The sequence below is a fragment of the Streptococcus sanguinis genome, from assembly GCF_050234405.1.
GTDB classification, from domain to species: domain Bacteria; phylum Bacillota; class Bacilli; order Lactobacillales; family Streptococcaceae; genus Streptococcus; species Streptococcus sanguinis_W.
On the sequence record NZ_CP092117.1, the window covers coordinates 66235 to 85144 of the forward strand.

The window sequence follows — 18910 nt, forward strand, 5'->3', positions numbered from 1 at the left end:
GATTGACCACAGTGGATGATTCAGGCATATTGGTCTAAGAGGAATTTGGGAGATTGCCTCTTAGCCTAGGGAAATGGATGGTTCAGCATTGCAAAATGCAGTTGCTGTCTGATTTGAAAAAGCTTGTTAAAAGCATATTTCAAGTCTAGCCATCGTTGCGGGGGTGGGACAGCGAGCCGAAAATTTTTGATTTTCTGGACTCTGTCTCGCTCCCCCTTTTTTCAAATGATGGAAAGGAATGAGAAAGAGAATGTTAGATTATTCACAGGAAGAATTGCAGCGTCTGGGGGCTGACATCACAACGAGAGAAATCTATCAGCAGCCTGGGGTTTGGCAGGAAGCCTTTGACAGTTACAAGGCTCAGGCCGCAGATATCGCTGCTTTTCTGAAAAAAATCGAGGACAAACATGACTACATCAAGGTCATTTTTGCCGGAGCCGGCTCATCAGCCTATGTCGGAGATACCTTAACGCCTTATTTCAGGCAGATTTATGATGAGCGCAAATGGAATTTCAATGCCATTGCGACGACAGATATCGTGGCCAATCCCTTGGTGCATCTGAAGAGAGAAGTACCGACAGTGCTGGTTTCCTTTGCCCGCAGCGGAAATTCCCCAGAAAGTGTAGCGACTGTGGACTTGGCCAAGCAGCTGGTAGATGACTTGTACCAGATTACCATTACTTGTGCTGCCCAAGGCAAGCTAGCCCAGCAGGCCCAAGGTGATGAAAAGAATCTTTTGCTCCTGCAGCCAGAAGCTTCTAATGATGCTGGGTTTGCCATGACCTCTAGTTTCAGCTCTATGATGCTGACAGCTCTTTTGGTTTTTGACCGGGCTGAACTAGTCCAAAAGGAAGCCAAGGTTGCGGCTTTGATTCAGCTCAGTCAGGATGTTTTAGAACGCGTTGCAGATGTGCAGCAGCTGGTTGATTTGGATTTCAGTCGGGTCATTTATCTGGGGGCAGGGCCTTTCTTTGGTCTGGCGCATGAAGCCCAGCTCAAGATTTTAGAGCTGACAGCCGGCCAAATTGCGACCATGTACGAAAGCCCAGTCGGTTTCCGGCATGGACCAAAGTCGCTGATTAACCAAGATACAGTCGTTCTGGTCTTTGGTTCGGCAGATGCTTATACCAAGGCTTATGATTTGGACTTGGTGCGGGAAGTGGCTGGTGACGGGATTGTCCGCAGACTGGTCTTGCTGACTGACCGGGAGGAGCAGTTGGAAGGAGTCGAGCAAGTAGTGCTAAGTACCCAAGAGCCTCTGGGAGATAGCTATCGCATCTTCCCTTACATTGTCTATGCTCAGCTCTTTGCTCTCTTGACCTCGCTCAAGGTCAAGAACCGTCCAGATACACCGTCTCCGACAGGAACAGTCAATCGTGTAGTACAAGGAGTTATCATTCACCCTCTTGGGGAATAAGAAAAGGAAAAGTTATGGAGAAATTACAAATCAGCCACAAAAAAGTGAGCCATCTGAAAAAATTATCAGACGAACAGGGGATTATCGGGGCTTTGGCCATTGACCAGCGTGGTTCGCTCAAGAAAATGCTGGCCAGCGGAGAAGATGCGCCATCTGGTGACCAAGCTCTGGTTCAGTTTAAAGAATTAATCTCTAGTCAGCTGACGCCCTATGCTAGCTCCATCCTGTTGGATCCAGAGTTCGGTCTGCCGGCAGCCAAGCTGCGGGATGCTTCCTGCGGGCTAATAGTGGCCTACGAGAAGACTGGCTATGATGCGACAGCCGAGGGCCGCCTGCCGGACTTGCTACCTAACTGGTCAGCTAGTCGCATCCGAGACATGGACGCAGATGCCGTCAAGGTCTTGATTTACTATGATGTAGACGACAAGCCGGAAATCAACGACATCAAGCAGGCCTGGGTTGAGCGCGTGGGCAGTGAATGCTTAGCTGAGGATATTCCCTATTTTCTGGAGATTCTGGCCTATGATGCTAAGAGTGACAGTGTCTTGGACGCTAACTATGCTAAGCTTAAGCCGCATAAGGTCAACGAGGCAGTCAAGCTCTTTTCAAATCCCCGTTATCATGTAGACGTCTTAAAGGTTGAAGTGCCGGTTAATATGAACTTTGTCGAGGGTTTCACCAAAGAAGGAATTGAGCCAGTCTACAGCGTGACGGAAGCCCAAGCTTTCTTTAAAGAACAGTCAGATGCGACGCACTTGCCTTTTATCTTTCTCAGCGCTGGTGTCAGCGCCGAACTTTTCCAAGAAACGCTGCGGCTAGCCCATGAAGCGGGCTCACAGTTTAACGGAGTTCTGTGCGGACGGGCTACCTGGAAGGATGCGGTCTCGGTCTTCGCCCAAGAGGGACCTGCAGCAGCTCAAGTATGGCTGGACGAGACGGGCCGTCAGAATATCGAGGATCTTAATCAAGTCTTGCGCCAAACAGCGGTGTCGTGGGTGGACAAACTTGACCTGCCTTTTGAAGACAGGACTTGGCAAGTTCGTGATTTTTAACAGGATAGATAAAAGAGGTTTTGTATGAAATCTTACCGAGAATCCATTTTTGGGAAGCTGGGCGGTCAGGAGATTCTGGCTTATACTTTTGAAAACGATCGAGGCTATCGTCTGACAGTCATGAACTACGGAGCAACCGTCGTCCAGTATGTCACTCCTGATAAGGATAATCACTTTGACAATATCGTCGTTGGCTTTGATCAGTTTGAGGACTATATTGGGAACAGCCCTAAGCACGGAGCCAGCATTGGTCCAGTTGCTGGACGTATTGCTGGTGCAATATTTGATCTGAATGGTCAGACCTTTCAGCTAGAGGCCAATAATGGCTTAAACTGCAACCATAGTGGATCCAGCGGCTGGGATAGTAGCGTTTTTGAAGTAGAGGAAGTCAGCAATGACGGGCTCACCTTTTATACAGAGCGGACTGACGGAACTGGCGGCTTTCCGGGAAATCTGAAAATCTGGATTTCCTATACCCTGACAGAGAAGGGTGAGCTGGAAATCTCCTATCAGGTCCAGACAGATCAAGATACCTTGGTCAATCCGACCAATCATAGCTATTTCAACCTGTCTGGTCGTTTCAATCAGCCCATTGATGACCATATCCTTCAGCTCAATACTGATGGTGTCTATCCTATCGCAGCTGACGGCCTTCCTGAAAAAAAGGCTGATGCAGAGCGTGACTTTGTCAAGAAGCTGACCAAGGGCGCTGCCCTTAAAGAAATTTTCGCTGCTACCGATGAGCAAATTCGGCTGGTATCTGGCTTGGATCATCCGTTTGCTCTAAACCCAAGCCGAAATCAGGCAGGCACGCTCTATCATCCAGCATCGGGCCGCCGCCTGACCATTCAGACTCAGGCGCCCTGCCTAGTGATTTATTCAGCGAATTGCGTGGATGATTCTATTCGGTTTGACGGACAGCCTATGATTCAGCATAATGGCTTGGCTCTGGAAGCCCAGGCCCTGCCGGATGCCATTCACAGCAGCCAGCAGTCAGATGTCATTCTTAAGGCCGGTCAGATTTTCACCAGCAGGACGGTGTATTTTGCTGATGTACCAGCAACTTTATAAAGAAACAATCGCGAAAGAGCACAGAAAACGGCAGTACCTCCTTCTGCCGTTTTTCTTTGTCCAGTTTTCAGAGACTATGTTTTCATAAGTGGCTAATCTTAAGCAAGGGAAAAGCCTCCACAATCAAAAGCAAAATCTTTTTTGCTAACTGAATTTTACTTTAAGTTTTTCTTAAGCTAAGGCTGCTATACTTATTTTTATCAAATGAAGCCCCCTAACTTTGTTTGATAATCCTAAACTTTTTCATAATAATCTCCCATAAAGGCCACCCAATCCGGTGGTCTTTTTTTGCTCAAATTTTAGAATAAGACGGGAAGTTTATCGGATTGTAACTCAAATGTTAAATTTTAAAGGATACGTTATACAAAGTTAAGGTTTCTTTAAGTTAGGGGCAGTATACTATGAGTATCAAATGAAGACCTCCTAACTTTATTTGATAGAAATCCTAAACTTTTTCATAATAATCTCCCATAAAGGCCACCCAATCCGGTGGTCTTTTTTTGTGTTCAGACGTTGATTAGATTTGCTTCCTCTGCTTTATTTTCTGCTATAATAGTTCTATGAGTAGAATTTTAGACAATGAATTAATGGGTGATGAGGAATTGGTGGAGCGCACCTTGCGTCCCCAGTATTTGCAGGAGTATATCGGCCAGGACAAGGTCAAGGACCAACTGAAGATTTTTATTGAAGCGGCCAAGCTGAGGGATGAGGCGCTCGACCACACCCTGCTTTTTGGCCCTCCAGGTCTGGGGAAGACGACCATGGCCTTTGTCATTGCCAATGAACTAGGCGTAAATCTCAAGCAGACTTCAGGTCCGGTGATTGAGAAATCTGGTGATTTGGTTGCGATCTTAAATGACCTTGAGCCGGGGGATGTCCTCTTCATAGATGAGATTCACCGCTTGCCAATGGCAGTAGAGGAAGTGCTTTACAGCGCTATGGAAGACTTTTACATCGACATTATGATTGGCTCGGGTGAGACCAGTCGCAGCGTCCATCTGGATTTGCCGCCTTTTACTCTGATTGGGGCGACTACTCGGGCAGGCATGCTGTCCAATCCTCTGCGGGCTCGCTTTGGGATTACCGGTCACATGGAGTATTATGAAGCTGGCGACTTGACGGAAATTGTCGAGCGGACTGCAGAGATTTTTGAGATGGATATCACCCACGAGGCTGCGAAGGAGCTGGCTATGCGTAGCCGAGGCACGCCGCGGATTGCCAACCGTTTGCTCAAACGGGTGCGGGACTACGCGCAGATTATGAGCAATGGCCTGATTGATGATAAGATAACCGACCAGGCTCTCTCCATGCTGGATGTGGACCAAGAGGGGCTGGACTACGTGGACCAGAAGATTTTGAAGACTATGATTGAGGTCTATGGTGGCGGTCCAGTAGGGCTTGGAACCCTCTCAGTCAATATTGCTGAGGAGCGTGAAACAGTGGAGGACATGTATGAGCCTTACCTGATTCAGAAAGGCTTTGTCATGCGAACTCGGACTGGGCGCGTGGCTACCCGTAAAGCTTATGAGCATCTAGGATATGAGTATATGAAGGAATGATGACAGAAAAGGAGATTTTAGACCGACTAGGTCAAGATTCAGACATCCGATCGATTTTGGAAATTATTCGTAGTCTGGAGCTCAAGGATTCTTGGCTAGCGGCTGGATGTGTGAGGAATTTTATCTGGAATATACTATCAGAGCGACCAGGTTTTGATTCAGATACGGATGTAGATGTCATTTTCTTTGATCCGAGTTATGCTGAGGCAGAGACGGTAGATCTGGAAGTCAAGCTCAAGGCAGACTGGCCACAGTATCGATGGGAGCTGAGAAATCAAGCCTATATGCACCGCCATAGTCCTGGAACAGCGCCTTATAAAAATGCTTGCGAAGCTATGAGTAAGTATCCTGAGCGCTGCACGGCTATCGGCCTGCGCTTGCTGGCAAGTGACAAACTGGAACTTTTTGCTCCCTATGGTTTGGAGGATATCTTAAACTTTCAGGTTAGACCGACTCCTCATTTTCTTGAAAATAAGGAGCGCCAGCATGTCTATTCTGAGCGTTTGGCTAAGAAGAATTGGCAGGAACGCTGGCCCCAGCTGGAATATCACTATCCTGATAAATAGGTATAAGCTAAGAGTAAAATGTTTAAGTTATTTTAAGGAAGTTTTAAGGAATGGATATTATACTATAATCAAGTTAAGAAATTAACTTAACTCCTAAAACTTTTTTCTTTTTAAAAAATAATCTCCCTACAAAAAGCCACCAAACGGTGGTTTTTTGCTATTTTCAGACATGAGAGGGGCAGGGCTTGCCAGTTTTCAACGAGAATCAGGAAACTGTAAACGATTCAGGGCTAGTTTTTGCCATTATTTTGTTATAATAGATAGCGAGGTATTCTATGAAGAAAATTGTATTTGTATGTTTGGGCAATATCTGCCGTAGTCCGATGGCAGAATTCGTCATGAAGAGTTTAACAGACCAGCTGAAAATCGAGAGCCGGGCAACCTCAAGCTGGGAGCACGGCAATCCCATTCATCAAGGGACACAGGCTATTTTTAAGAAATATGCCATTGCTTATGATAGGAACAAGACTTCTCAGCAGATTTCGGCAGCGGATTTTGCGGATTTTGACTACGTCATCGGTATGGATGAAAGCAATGTCCGAGATTTGAAGCGGATGGCGCCTAAGGATTTTCAGCATAAAATTTATCAGTTTGAAGAAGAAGGTGTACCAGATCCTTGGTACACAGGAGATTTTGACCAAACCTATGATTTGGTCTTGGCTGGCTGCAAGAAGTGGCTAGAGCGTTTGGATGGATAGGAATATGGATAAAGTAAAAGAATTTTACGATAAATACAAGGTCTATCTGACCCGGCAGAATTTAGAACTCTTGGCTGTCACGGTCATTGTGCTGTCAGCTATTCTGGTCTTTACCTCGGGGATTCCTGGTAAGGGCGTTTTAACGCTGGATCAAGGGAAGATCAAGTATGACGGGACTTTGGTTCGCGGGAAGATGAACGGTCAGGGGACTATGACTTTTCAAAATGGGGATAGTTATAGCGGTCAATTTCGCAATGGCATCTTTGACGGCAAAGGAACCTTTACCTCGCAGGCTGGCTGGAAATATGAAGGGGACTTCAGCAAGGGTCAGGCCGATGGACAAGGAAAGCTAACGACAGAAGGCAATGTTGTTTATGAAGGAACGTTTAAACAAGGAATTTATCAAAATGCGCATTAAATGGTTTTCGCTCGTCAGAATCACGGGGCTGCTTCTAGTTCTGCTTTATCATTACTTCCAGGGCGTTTTCCCTGGCGGTTTTATTGGCGTGGATATCTTCTTTACCTTTTCTGGCTTCTTGATTACCGCTCTGCTTATTGACGAGTTTGCCAAGAAGAAAGAAATCGATATCCAAGGCTTTTTCAGACGGCGTTTTTATCGGATTGTACCACCTCTGGTCTTTATGATTTTGGTCGTTATGCCCTTTACTTTCTTAATCCGTAAGGATTTTGTGGCTGGGATTGGGACGCAGATTGCGGCTGCCTTGGGCTTTGTGACCAACTTTTATGAAATGCTATCTGGCGGCAGTTATGAGAGTCAGTTTGTGCCGCATATCCTAATCCATACTTGGAGTCTGGCTTTAGAAGTGCACTATTATGTTCTTTGGGGCTTGGCTGCTTGGGGCTTGGGCAAGGTTGCCAAGTCAACCGCCCGCTATCGCGGCCTGATTGCGCTGGTTTCTGCAGGTCTCTTTTTAGTCAGCTTTGTATCAATGTTTGCTGGTGCTTTGACCACTAAGAATTACTCTGACATTTATTTCTCAAGTTTGACCCACGTCTTTCCTTTCTTTGCAGGAAGCATCCTAGCAACCTTATCTGGCGTCGGCCATGTCAGCAGTCGCTTTAAGATGCTGGAGGAAAAGCTGGATCTCAAGCAAGTGCTAGGAATCATGGGGGGCAGCGCTGCTGTTTTGCTTTTGCTCAGCTTCCTGCTCAAGTTTGACAATCTTTGGACCTACCTGGTAGGATTCTTGATTTCAACTATCTTGGCCTGTCTGATGATTTTTGCTGCTAGGATGCTGCATGACAAGCTTCCTGATGTGAAGGAACCTAGCCTTATCAACTTTATCGCGGATACCAGCTATGGTGTTTATCTCTTCCACTGGCCATTCTATATTATCTTTACCCAGCTGATGAGTAATGGCTTGGCTGTTCTCCTGACCACGCTGCTGTCTTTTATTTTTGCAGCCTTGTCTTTCTATATCTTGGAGCCAACTCTGGCTGGTCGTCAGCCGGTTATCATGGGAACCAAGATGGATCTATCGTCTCTTACCAGACCAATCTTTTACAGCATGATTCCGCTGACTTTGATTATGTTCTTTATCTCGGTGACAGCACCAAAGGTCGGAGCTTTTGAGGAAAGTTTGATTGTCAATGCTCTGAATCAAGCTGACACTAAGATGCAGACAACTCGAAGTCAGGTTGATCAGTCCAAGGCGACAGAGTACAATGTGGCGGACGGGATTACCATGATTGGTGACTCCGTTGCCCTACGCTCAAGCGAACAATTGCAGCAGATCTTGCCAGGAATCGAGCTAGACACTGTCGTTAGTCGCAGTCTGAGTACAGGCTTGGAGGTCTACAAGACAGATATTGCTAATAGAGTGCTGAAGAAGCAGGTTGTCCTGGCTCTTGGAACCAATTCGTCTGGTTATTCGAATGAACTTTTGGATGAGTATGTTTCCAGCCTGCCTAAGGGTCATCAACTGATCCTCGTGACCCCTTATGACGGTCGCTCAGAGGGCGGCGTCTTGGCCCAGCAGCGGGAGTATGAGCTAGAATTAGCCAAGAAGTATGACTATGTCTTTGTGGCCGACTGGCATCAAACTGCTATCGAAAATCCGCAGATTTGGGAAGGGACAGACTATGTCCACTTTGGCTCAAACTCAGAGTCCATCATTGAAGGGGGAACTCTCTATGCCAATACCATTAAGCAAGCCATAGATGAAGCAAATTCTGGTAATGTGAAACCATAAATAATCAGCTCGGTTCGTCCGAGCTTTTTATATCTAAGATAAGAAAGCGCTTTCAAATTTTATGTGAAAGTAAAAGTATGTGAAATCTCTAAAAAATAAAAAATTTTTTCACAAAAACTAAAAGAATAGGCAGTAAAATCAGTAGTTTTGTTATACAATTCACAAACTAATAGAGAAAAGTTTGTGAATGTTAAGTGAAAGTGTTTACAAAAATCATTAAATAGGTTATAATTAAATTGTGAAATATTTAACAAAGGTTAGTGTTCTTCGTCTAACCTAAGGCAAAACCATTGGAGGAATAGAATGGCTGAAAAGAAGAAAACGGTAGAACAAGAAGACAAGGCTTTGGCAGCGCAAAAGCATGTCGATGAATTGGTGCAAAAAGGTCTGGTTGCACTCGAGGAAATGAGAAAGCTGAATCAGGAACAGGTGGACTACATCGTAGCCAAGGCCTCTGTAGCAGCTTTGGATGCTCACGGTGAGTTGGCCCTGCACGCTTATGAAGAAACGGGTCGCGGAGTTTTTGAAGACAAGGCAACGAAAAACCTTTTCGCCTGTGAACACGTTGTGAATAATATGCGCCATACGAAGACAGTTGGCGTTATTGAAGAAGATGATGTAACTGGTTTGACCCTGATTGCGGAGCCAGTGGGTGTTGTCTGTGGAATTACTCCAACAACCAATCCAACTTCAACAGCTATTTTTAAGGCTTTGATTTCCTTGAAGACTCGTAATCCAATCATCTTTGCTTTCCACCCATCTGCTCAAGAATCATCTGCCCATGCAGCGCAAATCGTTCGTGATGCTGCGATTGCAGCAGGTGCGCCTGAAAACTGTGTGCAGTGGATTACAGCGCCATCTATGGAAGCAACTTCTGCGCTTATGAACCACGAAGGGATTGCAACAATCCTTGCGACAGGTGGTAATGCAATGGTGAAGGCAGCTTACTCATGTGGTAAGCCAGCTCTGGGGGTTGGTGCTGGAAACGTACCAGCTTATGTGGAAAAATCCGCTAATATCCGTCAAGCAGCGCACGATATCGTTATGTCTAAGTCCTTTGACAATGGTATGGTCTGTGCCTCTGAGCAAGCGGTTATCATTGATAAGGAAGTTTATGATGAATTTGTAGAAGAGTTCAAATCTTATCATACTTACTTTGTAAATAAGAAAGAAAAAGCTCTGTTGGAAGAATTCTGCTTCGGTGCTAAGGCAAACAGCAAAAACTGTGCCGGTGCTAAGCTCAATCCGGATATCGTTGGTAAGCCAGCTACTTGGATTGCAGAGCAGGCAGGCTTCAGCGTGCCAGAAGATACAAATATCTTGGCTGCAGAGTGTAAAGAAGTTGGTGAAAAGGAGCCATTGACACGCGAAAAACTGTCACCTGTCATCGCTGTTCTCAAGTCTGAATCCCGTGAAGACGGTGTTGAAAAGGCCCGTCAAATGGTAGAATTCCATGGTCTTGGTCACTCAGCTGCTATCCATACAGCGGACGAAGAGTTGACCAAGGAATTTGGTAAGGCTGTCCGTGCTATCCGTGTTATTTGCAACTCACCTTCTACTTTCGGCGGTATTGGGGATGTTTATAATGCCTTCCTGCCTTCACTGACTCTGGGCTGTGGATCTTATGGTCGCAACTCAGTTGGTGATAACGTTAGTGCTGTGAATCTCTTGAACATCAAAAAAGTAGGAAGACGTAGAAATAATATGCAATGGATGAAACTCCCTTCAAAAACTTACTTCGAGCGTGACTCTATCCAATATCTGCAAAAATGTCGCGATGTGGAACGTGTCATGATCGTAACAGACCATGCTATGGTAGAGCTTGGTTTCCTAGATCGTATCATCGAACAACTCGATCTTCGTCGTAATAAGGTTGTTTACCAAATCTTTGCAGATGTAGAGCCAGATCCAGATATCACAACAGTTGAACGTGGTACAGAGATTATGCGTACCTTCAAACCTGATACAATCATCGCGCTTGGTGGTGGTTCGCCAATGGACGCAGCTAAAGTAATGTGGCTCTTCTATGAGCAACCAGAAGTGGATTTCCGTGACCTTGTGCAAAAATTCATGGATATCCGTAAACGTGCCTTCAAATTCCCATTGCTTGGTAAGAAGACTAAGTTTATAGCAATCCCTACAACATCTGGTACAGGTTCAGAAGTAACACCGTTTGCCGTTATCTCTGATAAGGCTAATAACCGCAAGTACCCAATCGCTGACTACTCTCTGACTCCAACTGTAGCCATTGTAGACCCAGCTCTGGTACTGACTGTTCCAGGATTTGTCGCAGCGGACACTGGTATGGACGTGCTGACTCACGCAACAGAAGCTTATGTATCTCAGATGGCCAGCGACTTTACAGATGGTTTGGCTCTCCAAGCTATCAAACTCGTCTTTGAAAATCTGGAAAGCTCTGTTAAGAATGCTGACTTCCACTCTCGCGAAAAGATGCACAATGCCTCTACTATCGCTGGTATGGCCTTTGCCAATGCCTTCCTGGGAATTTCCCACTCTATGGCTCATAAGATTGGTGCACAATTCCACACAATCCACGGTCGTACCAATGCGATCTTGCTGCCATATGTAATCCGCTACAACGGTACACGTCCAGCTAAGACAGCGACATGGCCTAAGTACAATTACTACCGTGCGGATGAGAAATACCAAGACATCGCTCGTATGCTTGGCTTGCCAGCTTCTACTCCAGAAGAAGGTGTTGAATCTTACGCAAAAGCTGTTTATGAACTGGGAGAACGTGTCGGTATCGAAATGAACTTCAAGGCTCAAGGTATTGACGAAAAAGAATGGAAAGAACATTCACGCGAATTAGCCTTCCTTGCCTATGAAGACCAATGTTCTCCAGCCAACCCACGCCTTCCAATGGTTGACCACATGCAGGAAATCATCGAAGACGCTTACTATGGCTACAAGGAACGCCCAGGACGTCGCAAATAAGCGGACAGATTCCTCAATTAAAAAAAGACAGTTTTGTCGGTCATCCCCTGCCCTTTGGCAGGGGATTTTTCTAGGTCTCTTAGCAAGGCAAGACCGCAGGTCGCAGCTGAGCTTAGAGACATTGATGCTGAGGAGCGGATTAACGTGAGCGCTAGGTTTCTTAACGAAACGCGGCCGTAGGACAAAGTTGAGTAGTGGATGCAGTTTTGTCCGTTAGGACAAAAGCTGTACACCTTGAAGAAACACATAGCAAGGCAAGACCGCAGGTCGCAGCTGAGCTTAGAGACATTGATGCTGAGGAGCGGAGCGACGTGAGCGCTAGGCCTCTTAACGAAAGGAGCTTGCTGGGATAAAAAGATGTAAACCATCTGACTACTTGTGATTGAGTGAGCTTTTGTGCTAAGATAAGGGGACAATGGAAAAAGGAGAGTAATGTGATTTTTTTATCTTTATGGGCTGGTCTGTTGAGTGGTCTTTGCTGGTTATTGGGGGATATTCTGCTGGTTGGCTTTGAGGTAGACAAGGAAAGTTATGCCTCTTTTACGGAGCAGAGTCGGATTGGCAATAAGAATCTGGCTATGCTGATGCTTTCTGGCTCTGTCGGTCGGCTGCGTCTAGGTGCTCTGGTGGCTAACTTTTCAATCCCTCTTATGTTAGTCTCGCTTTATGCTCTCTTTGGTTTGACAAATAAAGATTTGTGGGCCTATCTGTCAATAGCCTTGTTAGGAATTGGATTTGCTCTGTCGCCAGTGGCACATGTGGCCTTTTACTACGTTGGAATCATCAGCAAAAAGGCTTATAAACGAAGTGGCGGACAGGTCTGCTCAGACGAAGACAGCGGGCTTATCAATGAAGCAGTGCTCTTTCTAGATATAACCTGGCGAACAGCCATCGCTCTGACCGGTCTAGGCTGGCTCGTTTACTCACTGCTAATAGTTACCGGTCAGACAATATTGCCTGCTTATCTGGGGCTGCTGACTCCTTTACCTCTCAGTCTCTTGACTATCTTACTGGTAGAAAAGCTGAGAATCGGACGCCCCTACCTTAACGGAGCTGGCCTAAATATAGGATTTAGTTTGTTCTATTTACTGCTCCTGCTTCATATAGGTTCTTAGGCAGTGAATCGGCAAAATTTCAGAAAAACAGAAAATCTATATATTAACCTATTGAAAACTTCCTCTTTCTATGGTATGATGAAAGAGGTCTCAAGAATCGTTGGGAGGATAAGACATGAAAAACCCTACTTTACTTAAAGAAATGTTACATTATCGCGGAAGAGATGAAATGCCCGACGATTTTGATACCTTTTGGAATAAACAAGTGGCAGAGTTTTGCTAATTGGCATTCTGCTGATTTAAATTTCAAATATGGGCTTTCAAATAAGCTGGTTGAGCATAGTGTTTGTTAACTTTTATTCCTTTAAGACTGGAATTCTACAAAACTGCTTCCCCCTAGGACTAGGCATTCGCCTAGTTCTTTTTAGTTGTAGAAAAATGTTGGAATAGCCACGAAAAAAATAAATATTTTAGCTATATTCGTCTGTATAAGTTTCAAACTGAGATAAAAAGAAAGTACTTTCTAAAAGTAAAATCATATTGAAACTAATTGCAATAAATGTTAAGATAATAAATGTAAAGGCTTACAATAAATGAGTAAGGAGGATAGGAATCAAATGGAAGAGTTGAGACATAAGTTAATTGTGTCGTGTCAGGCTCTACCAAACGAACCATTACATAGCGACTTTATCATGGCTCGTATGGCAGTGGCGGCCAGAGAAGGAGGTGCTAGCGGAATTCGGGCTAACTCGGTTATAGACATCAAGGCGATTAAAGAAGCGGTGGATTTGCCAGTAATTGGGATTATCAAGAGAGATTATCCAGATGCCCAAGCTTTTATTACACCAACTATGATAGAAGTGGATGAGCTGATGGAAGCCCATCCGGAGATTATCGCTTTAGATGCGACAAATTCCAGCAGACCTCAAGGAGAGAGTTTAAAAGTATTTTTGCAGAAAGTGAAAGCAAAATATCCTCAGCAGCTTTTGATGGCTGATTGTTCAACTCTTGACGAGATGCTGGAAGCTGATCGAATGGGATTTGATTTTATTGGAACAACCTTGGTGGGCTATACTAATCAGAGCCAGGGAGATAAGATTGAAGCCAATGACTTTGAAATCATCCGAAAAGCTTTAGCTGAGATTCAGCACCCTCTGATTGCTGAGGGGAATATTGATAGCCCTGAAAAGGTGAAAAGGGTTCTAGAGCTGGGAGCCTTTAGTGTGGTAGTTGGATCTGCCATTACACGGCCGCAGCTGATTACAAGGAAGTTTGCAGACGCAACGAAAGAATAGAAAAGAGGAAGAATATGTCAAAATTAGAAAAATATGAAGGTGTCATTCCAGCTTTTTATGCTTGTTATGATGAAGCAGGAGAAGTAAGCCCAGAACGTGTTCGTGCTTTGACTCAGTACTTTATTGATAAGGGTGTTAAGGGTGTCTATGTTAATGGTTCTTCTGGTGAGTGTATTTACCTCAGTGTAGCAGACCGGAAATTAATTTTGGAAAATGTCATGGAAGTGGCTAAGGGCAAACTGACAGTTATCGCTCATGTGGCTTGCAACAACACTAAAGACAGTGTAGAACTGGCTAAGCATGCTGAAAGTTTGGGTGTCGATGCCATCGCTGCTATTCCTCCTATTTACTTCCGTTTGCCGGACTATTCTATCGCTAAGTACTGGAACGATATGAGTGCAGCGGCTCCGAATACTGACTTTGTCATCTACAATATTCCGCAGCTGTCTGGAACGACCTTGACACCAGCACTCTATGCGGAAATGCGTAAAAATCCACGAGTTATTGGGGTTAAAAACTCTTCTATGCCGACTCAAGACATTCAAATCTTTGTCGCAGAAGGCGGGGAAGATCATATTGTCTTTAATGGTCCAGACGAACAGTTTATCAGCGGTCGAGTTATTGGTGCTAAGGCCGGAATTGGCGGAACCTATGCTGTGATGCCGGACCTCTTCCTGAAGCTCAACCAACTCATCATTGACAAAGAACTGGATCGTGCTAAAGAACTGCAACATGCGATTAATAGTGTGATTTACAAGATGGTCAGCGGTCGAGCAAATCTCTACGCTGTTATGAAAGAAATTCTTCGTCTCAATGAGGACTTGGATATTGGTTCTGTTCGAGCACCGTTAGAGCCTCTATCTGAGGGAGACTATGCGATTGCCAAAGAAGCGGCTGCTATGATTAAGCAGGTAAGAGAAGACTTCTTGTAATATAAAGAGTGTAACACCAGAGTTTAGGGCAGGCTAAACCTGCCCGTCCTAGGCTTTGACGATGAATAATAATGGAGAAATTCTATGGGAAATGTTGGTTTTACTACAATCGATATGATTATTCTGATTGTGTATTTACTAGTTGTTCTGGTAGCAGGTTTGCTCTTCTCGAAAAAGGAGATGCAGGGTAAAGAGTTTTTTAAAGGTGATGGAACGGTGCCTTGGTATGTAACATCTGTTTCCATTTTTGCTACATTGCTAAGTCCGATTTCCTTTATGACACTGGCGGGGAACTCTTATGCAGGGACTTGGCTGCTCTGGTTTGCCCAGCTGGGTATGATTTTTGCCATTCCAGTGGCTATTCGTTTCTTCTTGCCGATTTATGCACGTCTGGATATTGATACAGCCTATGACTACCTGCAAAAACGTTTTGGTTCTAAAGCCTTGCGGGCTTTGTCAGCTGTCTTCTTCATCATCTATCAAATCGGCCGCATGTCCATCATTATGTATCTACCTTCAGTGGCCCTGGCTACTTTGACGAAGATTGATGTCAATATCCTGATTATCGCGATGGGTGCGATTGCCATTGTTTACTCCTATACCGGTGGAGTCAAGTCAGTTCTGTGGACAGACTTTATCCAAGGTTCAGTACTCTTGATTGGTACAGTTGTAGGGCTTTTCTTCCTGATTGCTAATCTCAAGGGTGGCTTTGGCGATATTGCTAGTGAGCTGGCCAGTGGTAAATTTATCTCAGGGAAAGAAACTATTTTCAATCCTAACTTGCTGAAAGATTCTATTTTCCTGATTATCTTGGGATCTGGTATCAACACCCTGTCCTCTTATGTATCTTCGCAAGATATCGTTCAGCGCTTTACGACAACTCAGAATGTGAAGAAACTCAATAAAATGATGTTTACGAATGGAGTTTTGTCAATCTTTATCGCTTCTGTCTTTTATCTGATTGGTACAGGCTTATACGTCTATTATCAAGTACAGCATCCAGGCAGCGAGGGCAGCTCTATTCCTCAAGACCAGATCTTCACTTACTTTATCGCCTATGGTCTTCCAGTTGGAGTGACCGGTGTTCTGATTGCGGCAATTTACGCAGCGGCTCAGTCTACTATTTCTACGGGTCTTAATTCTGTAGCGACTTCTTGGACTCTGGATATTCAAGATGTTGTATCTAGCAATCTGGACGACAAGAAACGGACTAAAATTGCTCAATATGTTTCTCTAGGTGTAGGAGTCTTCTCCACAGTAGTTTCAATCGTGATGGCTCATACAGGTATTACATCGGCTTATGTTTGGTTTAATGGCTTTATGGGCTTGGTGCTAGGTGTCTTGGGAGGAATCTTTATTCTGGGAATCTTCACCAAGCGTGCCAACCTCAAGGGAGCTTATGCAGCTATGATTGCTTCCAGTATTGTCCTGCTAGTCATCAAGTACGCTCTGCCAGCAGAAGCAGTTAGTATTTGGGCTTATTCATTGATTTCAATTGTTGTTTCCTTGATTGTAGGCTATGTAGTTTCCGTCTTAACTGGCGGCAAGGCTGCGCCAGAGAATACAACAGTTTACGATATTGCAAGTATTCATGCAGATAAATCCTGGGAGGTACGGCACTAATGGAACTAGTTCAATATAAAGGAGCAGCTGTTGAGAGAGACATTCAGCATCCTGCCTTAAAAAAAGTCTTAGAATTTTTAAGGACACATGATGTCAGCCAAGATGAAAAGGGCAATCACCCTGTGTCTGATGATTTCTTTTACAATGTCATTGAAATGACGACCACGACCGATGAGGAGCGGGTCTGGGAAAGTCATAGGGAATTTTATGATGTGCATCTGATTTTTGAAGGAAGGGAGCGCATCCACTATAACTTTTTGTCCAATATGGAAGAAGGTGATTATGATGCGGAAGGAGACTGGCAGCAGATGTCCGGTCAGGCTTTGTTTGACCTGATATTCACTCCTGGCAGCCTGCTCTTGCTGGATCCTAATGACGCCCATAAGACTGGACTGATAGCTGAAGAAGCCGGCCCCATCCGTAAGGTTGTCTTTAAAGTAAAAATTGTATAAAAGGCTGCGGGCGGGATGAGAAAGACGGATTGTTCTTAACATGCTGCCCCAGCTTTTTTAGTCAGTTTTGAACTTTATTTTCTGCTGGAGAATTCTAGCAAGGAAGGGTTGGAATTGCTTTTGCGAAAGTGGTAGAATAAAGAAAATAGTTGCAGGAGGAAAGCGTCTGATGGTTTCTTTGGAAAAAAACATTTTGCCAGTGATTGAGTCTGTATACGGCAGTCTGACACACCTGGAAAAGAAGATTGCAGATTATTTTCTGTCTGATGAGGCGCTGACAGCTGATCTATCGGCTCAGGCTGTGTCTCAGAAGCTCTATGTCTCTGTGCCTTCTCTGACTCGCTTCGCTAAAAAATGTGGCTTTTCAGGCTATCGGCAGTTTATCTTTGAATTTCAGGAATCCAGCTCAGAAAGTAAAAATGTCAGTCGGGATTTGACCAGAAATGTCTTGTCTGATTATGGCGAATTGCTTAATAAGACTTTTTCCTTGATTGACGAAGAACAGTTCCTGCGCGTGGGGGATATGCTCAACAATGCTGGGCGAGTCTATATCTACGGGCAGGGGAGTTCAGGCTTAGTGGCTCGGGAAATGGAGTTTCGCTTCATGCGGTTGGGAATGGTTTGTAAGGCCATTACGGACGACCATATGATTCGGGTGAATAGAGTCATGCTGGATCCGGACTGTCTGGTTATTGGCATTTCCATATCTGGCGAGACTAAAATTATCACGCAGGCTATTCAGAATGCCAAGAAAGTCGGAGCCAAGACTGTGCTGGTAACTTCCAATAACAGCGACGACTTGAGGCAGCAGTGTGATGAACTGGTCCTAGTAGCTGTCAAGAAGCACTTAGCACAGGGCAATAATATCTCTCCTCAGTTTCCGGTTTTAGTCGTGATGGACATTTTCTATGCCTATTATATGGATTTAGACCGAGATCATCGCAGCCAAATCTTTACAAATACACTTTCAGCTTTAGAAGAAAATCAAGAAGAGAAGGAGCATGAATCGTGAATATTGTGGGAATAGATATCGGTGGGACAACGATTAAAGCAGATCTCTATCAGTCTGATGGACGTAGTCTAAATCAATTTCGAGAAGTCGCCACTGAGATTGACTTTGAAAAGAAAACGAATCAGATTTTAGAGCAGGTTTGCCAGCTAATAGCATTTTATAAGGAGAAGTTTGAGCTAGATGGAGTAGCGATTTCATCTGCTGGTGTAGTTGACAGTCAAGCAGGGAAAATTAGTTACGCAGGCTATACCATTCCAGGCTATATTGGGACAGATTTCCGTAGTCGGATTTTAAAAGAATTTGGTTTGCCGATTGCGATTGAAAATGATGTTAATTGTGCTGCTCTTGGTGAAGCTTGGCTAGGCGCTGCCAAAGGTCATGCTTCTGCAGTTATGATTACTGTCGGTACAGGCATTGGCGGCGGCATTATCTATGATGGAAAAATTGTCAATGGATCCACTTATACTGCTGGTGAGGTAGGCTATCTGCCCATGGAAGATGGACAGGACTGGCAATCCTTGGCCTCAACAAGTGCCTTGTTAGCATTATACAGCCAAAAGACAGGTGAGCAAGGCCATACTGGGCGTAGCTTTTTTGCGGCGGTAGACCAAGGAGATAAGCTGGCGCAGGAAACACTTGATATATTCTTGGGTCGCCTAGCTAAAGGTCTTTTAACCCTGTCCTATATTCTAAATCCAGAGGTGTTGATTGTCGGTGGCGGCATATTAGCTCGTTCTGAGCTTATTCTGCCACGTCTTGAAAGTCTGATGAAGCAGCAAGTAGTAGATTCGCGCTTTTTGCCTAGAGAGTTGGTGGTAGCAGCCCTAGGGAATGAAGCCGGGCGATTAGGCGCTGTTCGACATTTTCTGAATCAGGAGAAAAACTCTGTTTGAAAAAGATGTTTTCAGAAAGAATATGATATAATTTATGCAAGTACGAAGCTGTATTCCTGAAGATAACCTTGCCAGATGGTTGGCTAGTCAGCCAGGAATGCAGATTTTAAAATC

The 18910-nt window shown here is 44.7% G+C and carries 18 protein-coding genes; all 18 read left to right on the forward strand.

Translation table 11 applies throughout. From position 1 onward, the window contains the following. Positions 1-238 precede the first annotated feature (238 nt). A complete protein-coding gene (locus tag MFP28_RS00420; protein WP_002907686.1) occupies positions 239-1417 on the forward strand; it encodes an SIS domain-containing protein in 1179 nt (392 codons plus the stop codon). A 14-nt stretch (positions 1418-1431) separates the two neighbouring features. Beyond that, positions 1432-2469, forward strand: a complete 1038-nt coding sequence (gene lacD, locus MFP28_RS00425) for a tagatose-bisphosphate aldolase (RefSeq protein ID WP_002907687.1) — start codon at positions 1432-1434, stop codon at positions 2467-2469. 24 nt (positions 2470-2493) lie between these two features. Next, complete coding sequence (locus MFP28_RS00430; protein WP_002907688.1) at positions 2494-3540, forward strand: aldose epimerase family protein; 1047 nt, start codon at positions 2494-2496, stop codon at positions 3538-3540. Between the two features lie 560 nt (positions 3541-4100). Then, complete coding sequence (ruvB, locus tag MFP28_RS00435; protein ID WP_002907689.1) at positions 4101-5099, forward strand: Holliday junction branch migration DNA helicase RuvB; 999 nt, start codon at positions 4101-4103, stop codon at positions 5097-5099. Continuing rightward, positions 5096-5665, forward strand: a complete 570-nt coding sequence (locus MFP28_RS00440) for a nucleotidyltransferase family protein (RefSeq protein WP_002907690.1) — start codon at positions 5096-5098, stop codon at positions 5663-5665. Before ruvB ends, MFP28_RS00440 begins: the two co-directional genes overlap by 4 nt. A gap of 275 nt (positions 5666-5940) precedes the next feature. Next, positions 5941-6363, forward strand: a complete 423-nt coding sequence (locus tag MFP28_RS00445; protein WP_002907691.1) for a low molecular weight protein-tyrosine-phosphatase — start codon at positions 5941-5943, stop codon at positions 6361-6363. After that, positions 6356-6781, forward strand: a complete 426-nt coding sequence (locus MFP28_RS00450) for an MORN repeat-containing protein (protein ID WP_002907692.1) — start codon at positions 6356-6358, stop codon at positions 6779-6781. Before MFP28_RS00445 ends, MFP28_RS00450 begins: the two co-directional genes overlap by 8 nt. Then, positions 6771-8576 carry an acyltransferase family protein gene (locus MFP28_RS00455; RefSeq protein ID WP_032916153.1) on the forward strand — a complete coding sequence of 602 codons (1806 nt, stop codon included), beginning with the start codon at positions 6771-6773 and terminating at the stop codon, positions 8574-8576. The genes MFP28_RS00450 and MFP28_RS00455 overlap by 11 nt, the downstream gene beginning before the upstream one ends. A 303-nt stretch (positions 8577-8879) precedes the next feature. Continuing rightward, entirely contained in the window at positions 8880-11534 is a 2655-nt protein-coding gene (adhE, locus tag MFP28_RS00460) for a bifunctional acetaldehyde-CoA/alcohol dehydrogenase (protein WP_002907694.1), read from the forward strand. Between the two features lie 194 nt (positions 11535-11728). Then, positions 11729-11887, forward strand: a complete 159-nt coding sequence (locus MFP28_RS00465) for a hypothetical protein (RefSeq protein ID WP_002907695.1) — start codon at positions 11729-11731, stop codon at positions 11885-11887. Between the two features lie 81 nt (positions 11888-11968). Further along, positions 11969-12649 (forward strand): DUF6796 family protein, encoded by a 681-nt coding sequence (locus MFP28_RS00470; protein WP_032916156.1) that lies wholly within the window; start codon positions 11969-11971, stop codon positions 12647-12649. Between the two features lie 115 nt (positions 12650-12764). Further along, a complete protein-coding gene (locus MFP28_RS00475; protein WP_223331441.1) occupies positions 12765-12872 on the forward strand; it encodes an acetylxylan esterase in 108 nt (35 codons plus the stop codon). Positions 12873-13182: 310 nt separating this feature from the next. Beyond that, positions 13183-13884 carry an N-acetylmannosamine-6-phosphate 2-epimerase gene (locus MFP28_RS00480; RefSeq protein ID WP_002907697.1) on the forward strand — a complete coding sequence of 234 codons (702 nt, stop codon included), beginning with the start codon at positions 13183-13185 and terminating at the stop codon, positions 13882-13884. Positions 13885-13898: 14 nt separating this feature from the next. Next, positions 13899-14816: a dihydrodipicolinate synthase family protein gene (locus MFP28_RS00485; RefSeq protein ID WP_002907698.1), complete on the forward strand. Its 918-nt coding sequence runs from the start codon at positions 13899-13901 to the stop codon at positions 14814-14816. Positions 14817-14900: 84 nt separating this feature from the next. Then, positions 14901-16439, forward strand: coding sequence for a sodium:solute symporter (locus MFP28_RS00490; protein ID WP_002901990.1), 1539 nt, complete (start codon positions 14901-14903; stop codon positions 16437-16439). Then, positions 16439-16891, forward strand: a complete 453-nt coding sequence (locus MFP28_RS00495; RefSeq protein WP_002907700.1) for a YhcH/YjgK/YiaL family protein — start codon at positions 16439-16441, stop codon at positions 16889-16891. Before MFP28_RS00490 ends, MFP28_RS00495 begins: the two co-directional genes overlap by 1 nt. Before the next feature lie 169 nt (positions 16892-17060). After that, a complete protein-coding gene (locus MFP28_RS00500) occupies positions 17061-17903 on the forward strand; it encodes a MurR/RpiR family transcriptional regulator (RefSeq protein ID WP_002907701.1) in 843 nt (280 codons plus the stop codon). After that, entirely contained in the window at positions 17900-18796 is an 897-nt protein-coding gene (locus tag MFP28_RS00505) for an ROK family protein (RefSeq protein WP_002907702.1), read from the forward strand. The genes MFP28_RS00500 and MFP28_RS00505 overlap by 4 nt, the downstream gene beginning before the upstream one ends. The last annotated feature ends 114 nt before the right edge of the window (positions 18797-18910 follow it).

What these genes read in the sequence shown, in the direction of transcription:
- MFP28_RS00475 (WP_223331441.1), top strand. Translation starts at nt 12,765, where the DNA reads ATGAAAAACCCTACTTTACTTAAAGAAATGTTACATTATCGCGGAAGA.
- lacD (WP_002907687.1), top strand. Translation starts at nt 1,432, where the DNA reads ATGGAGAAATTACAAATCAGCCACAAAAAAGTGAGCCATCTGAAAAAA.
- MFP28_RS00485 (WP_002907698.1), top strand. Translation starts at nt 13,899, where the DNA reads ATGTCAAAATTAGAAAAATATGAAGGTGTCATTCCAGCTTTTTATGCT.
- MFP28_RS00490 (WP_002901990.1), top strand. Translation starts at nt 14,901, where the DNA reads ATGGGAAATGTTGGTTTTACTACAATCGATATGATTATTCTGATTGTG.
- MFP28_RS00440 (WP_002907690.1), top strand. Translation starts at nt 5,096, where the DNA reads ATGATGACAGAAAAGGAGATTTTAGACCGACTAGGTCAAGATTCAGAC.
- ruvB (WP_002907689.1), top strand. Translation starts at nt 4,101, where the DNA reads ATGAGTAGAATTTTAGACAATGAATTAATGGGTGATGAGGAATTGGTG.
- MFP28_RS00430 (WP_002907688.1), top strand. Translation starts at nt 2,494, where the DNA reads ATGAAATCTTACCGAGAATCCATTTTTGGGAAGCTGGGCGGTCAGGAG.
- MFP28_RS00480 (WP_002907697.1), top strand. Translation starts at nt 13,183, where the DNA reads ATGAGTAAGGAGGATAGGAATCAAATGGAAGAGTTGAGACATAAGTTA.
- MFP28_RS00445 (WP_002907691.1), top strand. Translation starts at nt 5,941, where the DNA reads ATGAAGAAAATTGTATTTGTATGTTTGGGCAATATCTGCCGTAGTCCG.
- MFP28_RS00455 (WP_032916153.1), top strand. Translation starts at nt 6,771, where the DNA reads ATGCGCATTAAATGGTTTTCGCTCGTCAGAATCACGGGGCTGCTTCTA.
- adhE (WP_002907694.1), top strand. Translation starts at nt 8,880, where the DNA reads ATGGCTGAAAAGAAGAAAACGGTAGAACAAGAAGACAAGGCTTTGGCA.
- MFP28_RS00495 (WP_002907700.1), top strand. Translation starts at nt 16,439, where the DNA reads ATGGAACTAGTTCAATATAAAGGAGCAGCTGTTGAGAGAGACATTCAG.
- MFP28_RS00450 (WP_002907692.1), top strand. Translation starts at nt 6,356, where the DNA reads ATGGATAGGAATATGGATAAAGTAAAAGAATTTTACGATAAATACAAG.
- MFP28_RS00500 (WP_002907701.1), top strand. Translation starts at nt 17,061, where the DNA reads ATGGTTTCTTTGGAAAAAAACATTTTGCCAGTGATTGAGTCTGTATAC.
- MFP28_RS00420 (WP_002907686.1), top strand. Translation starts at nt 239, where the DNA reads ATGAGAAAGAGAATGTTAGATTATTCACAGGAAGAATTGCAGCGTCTG.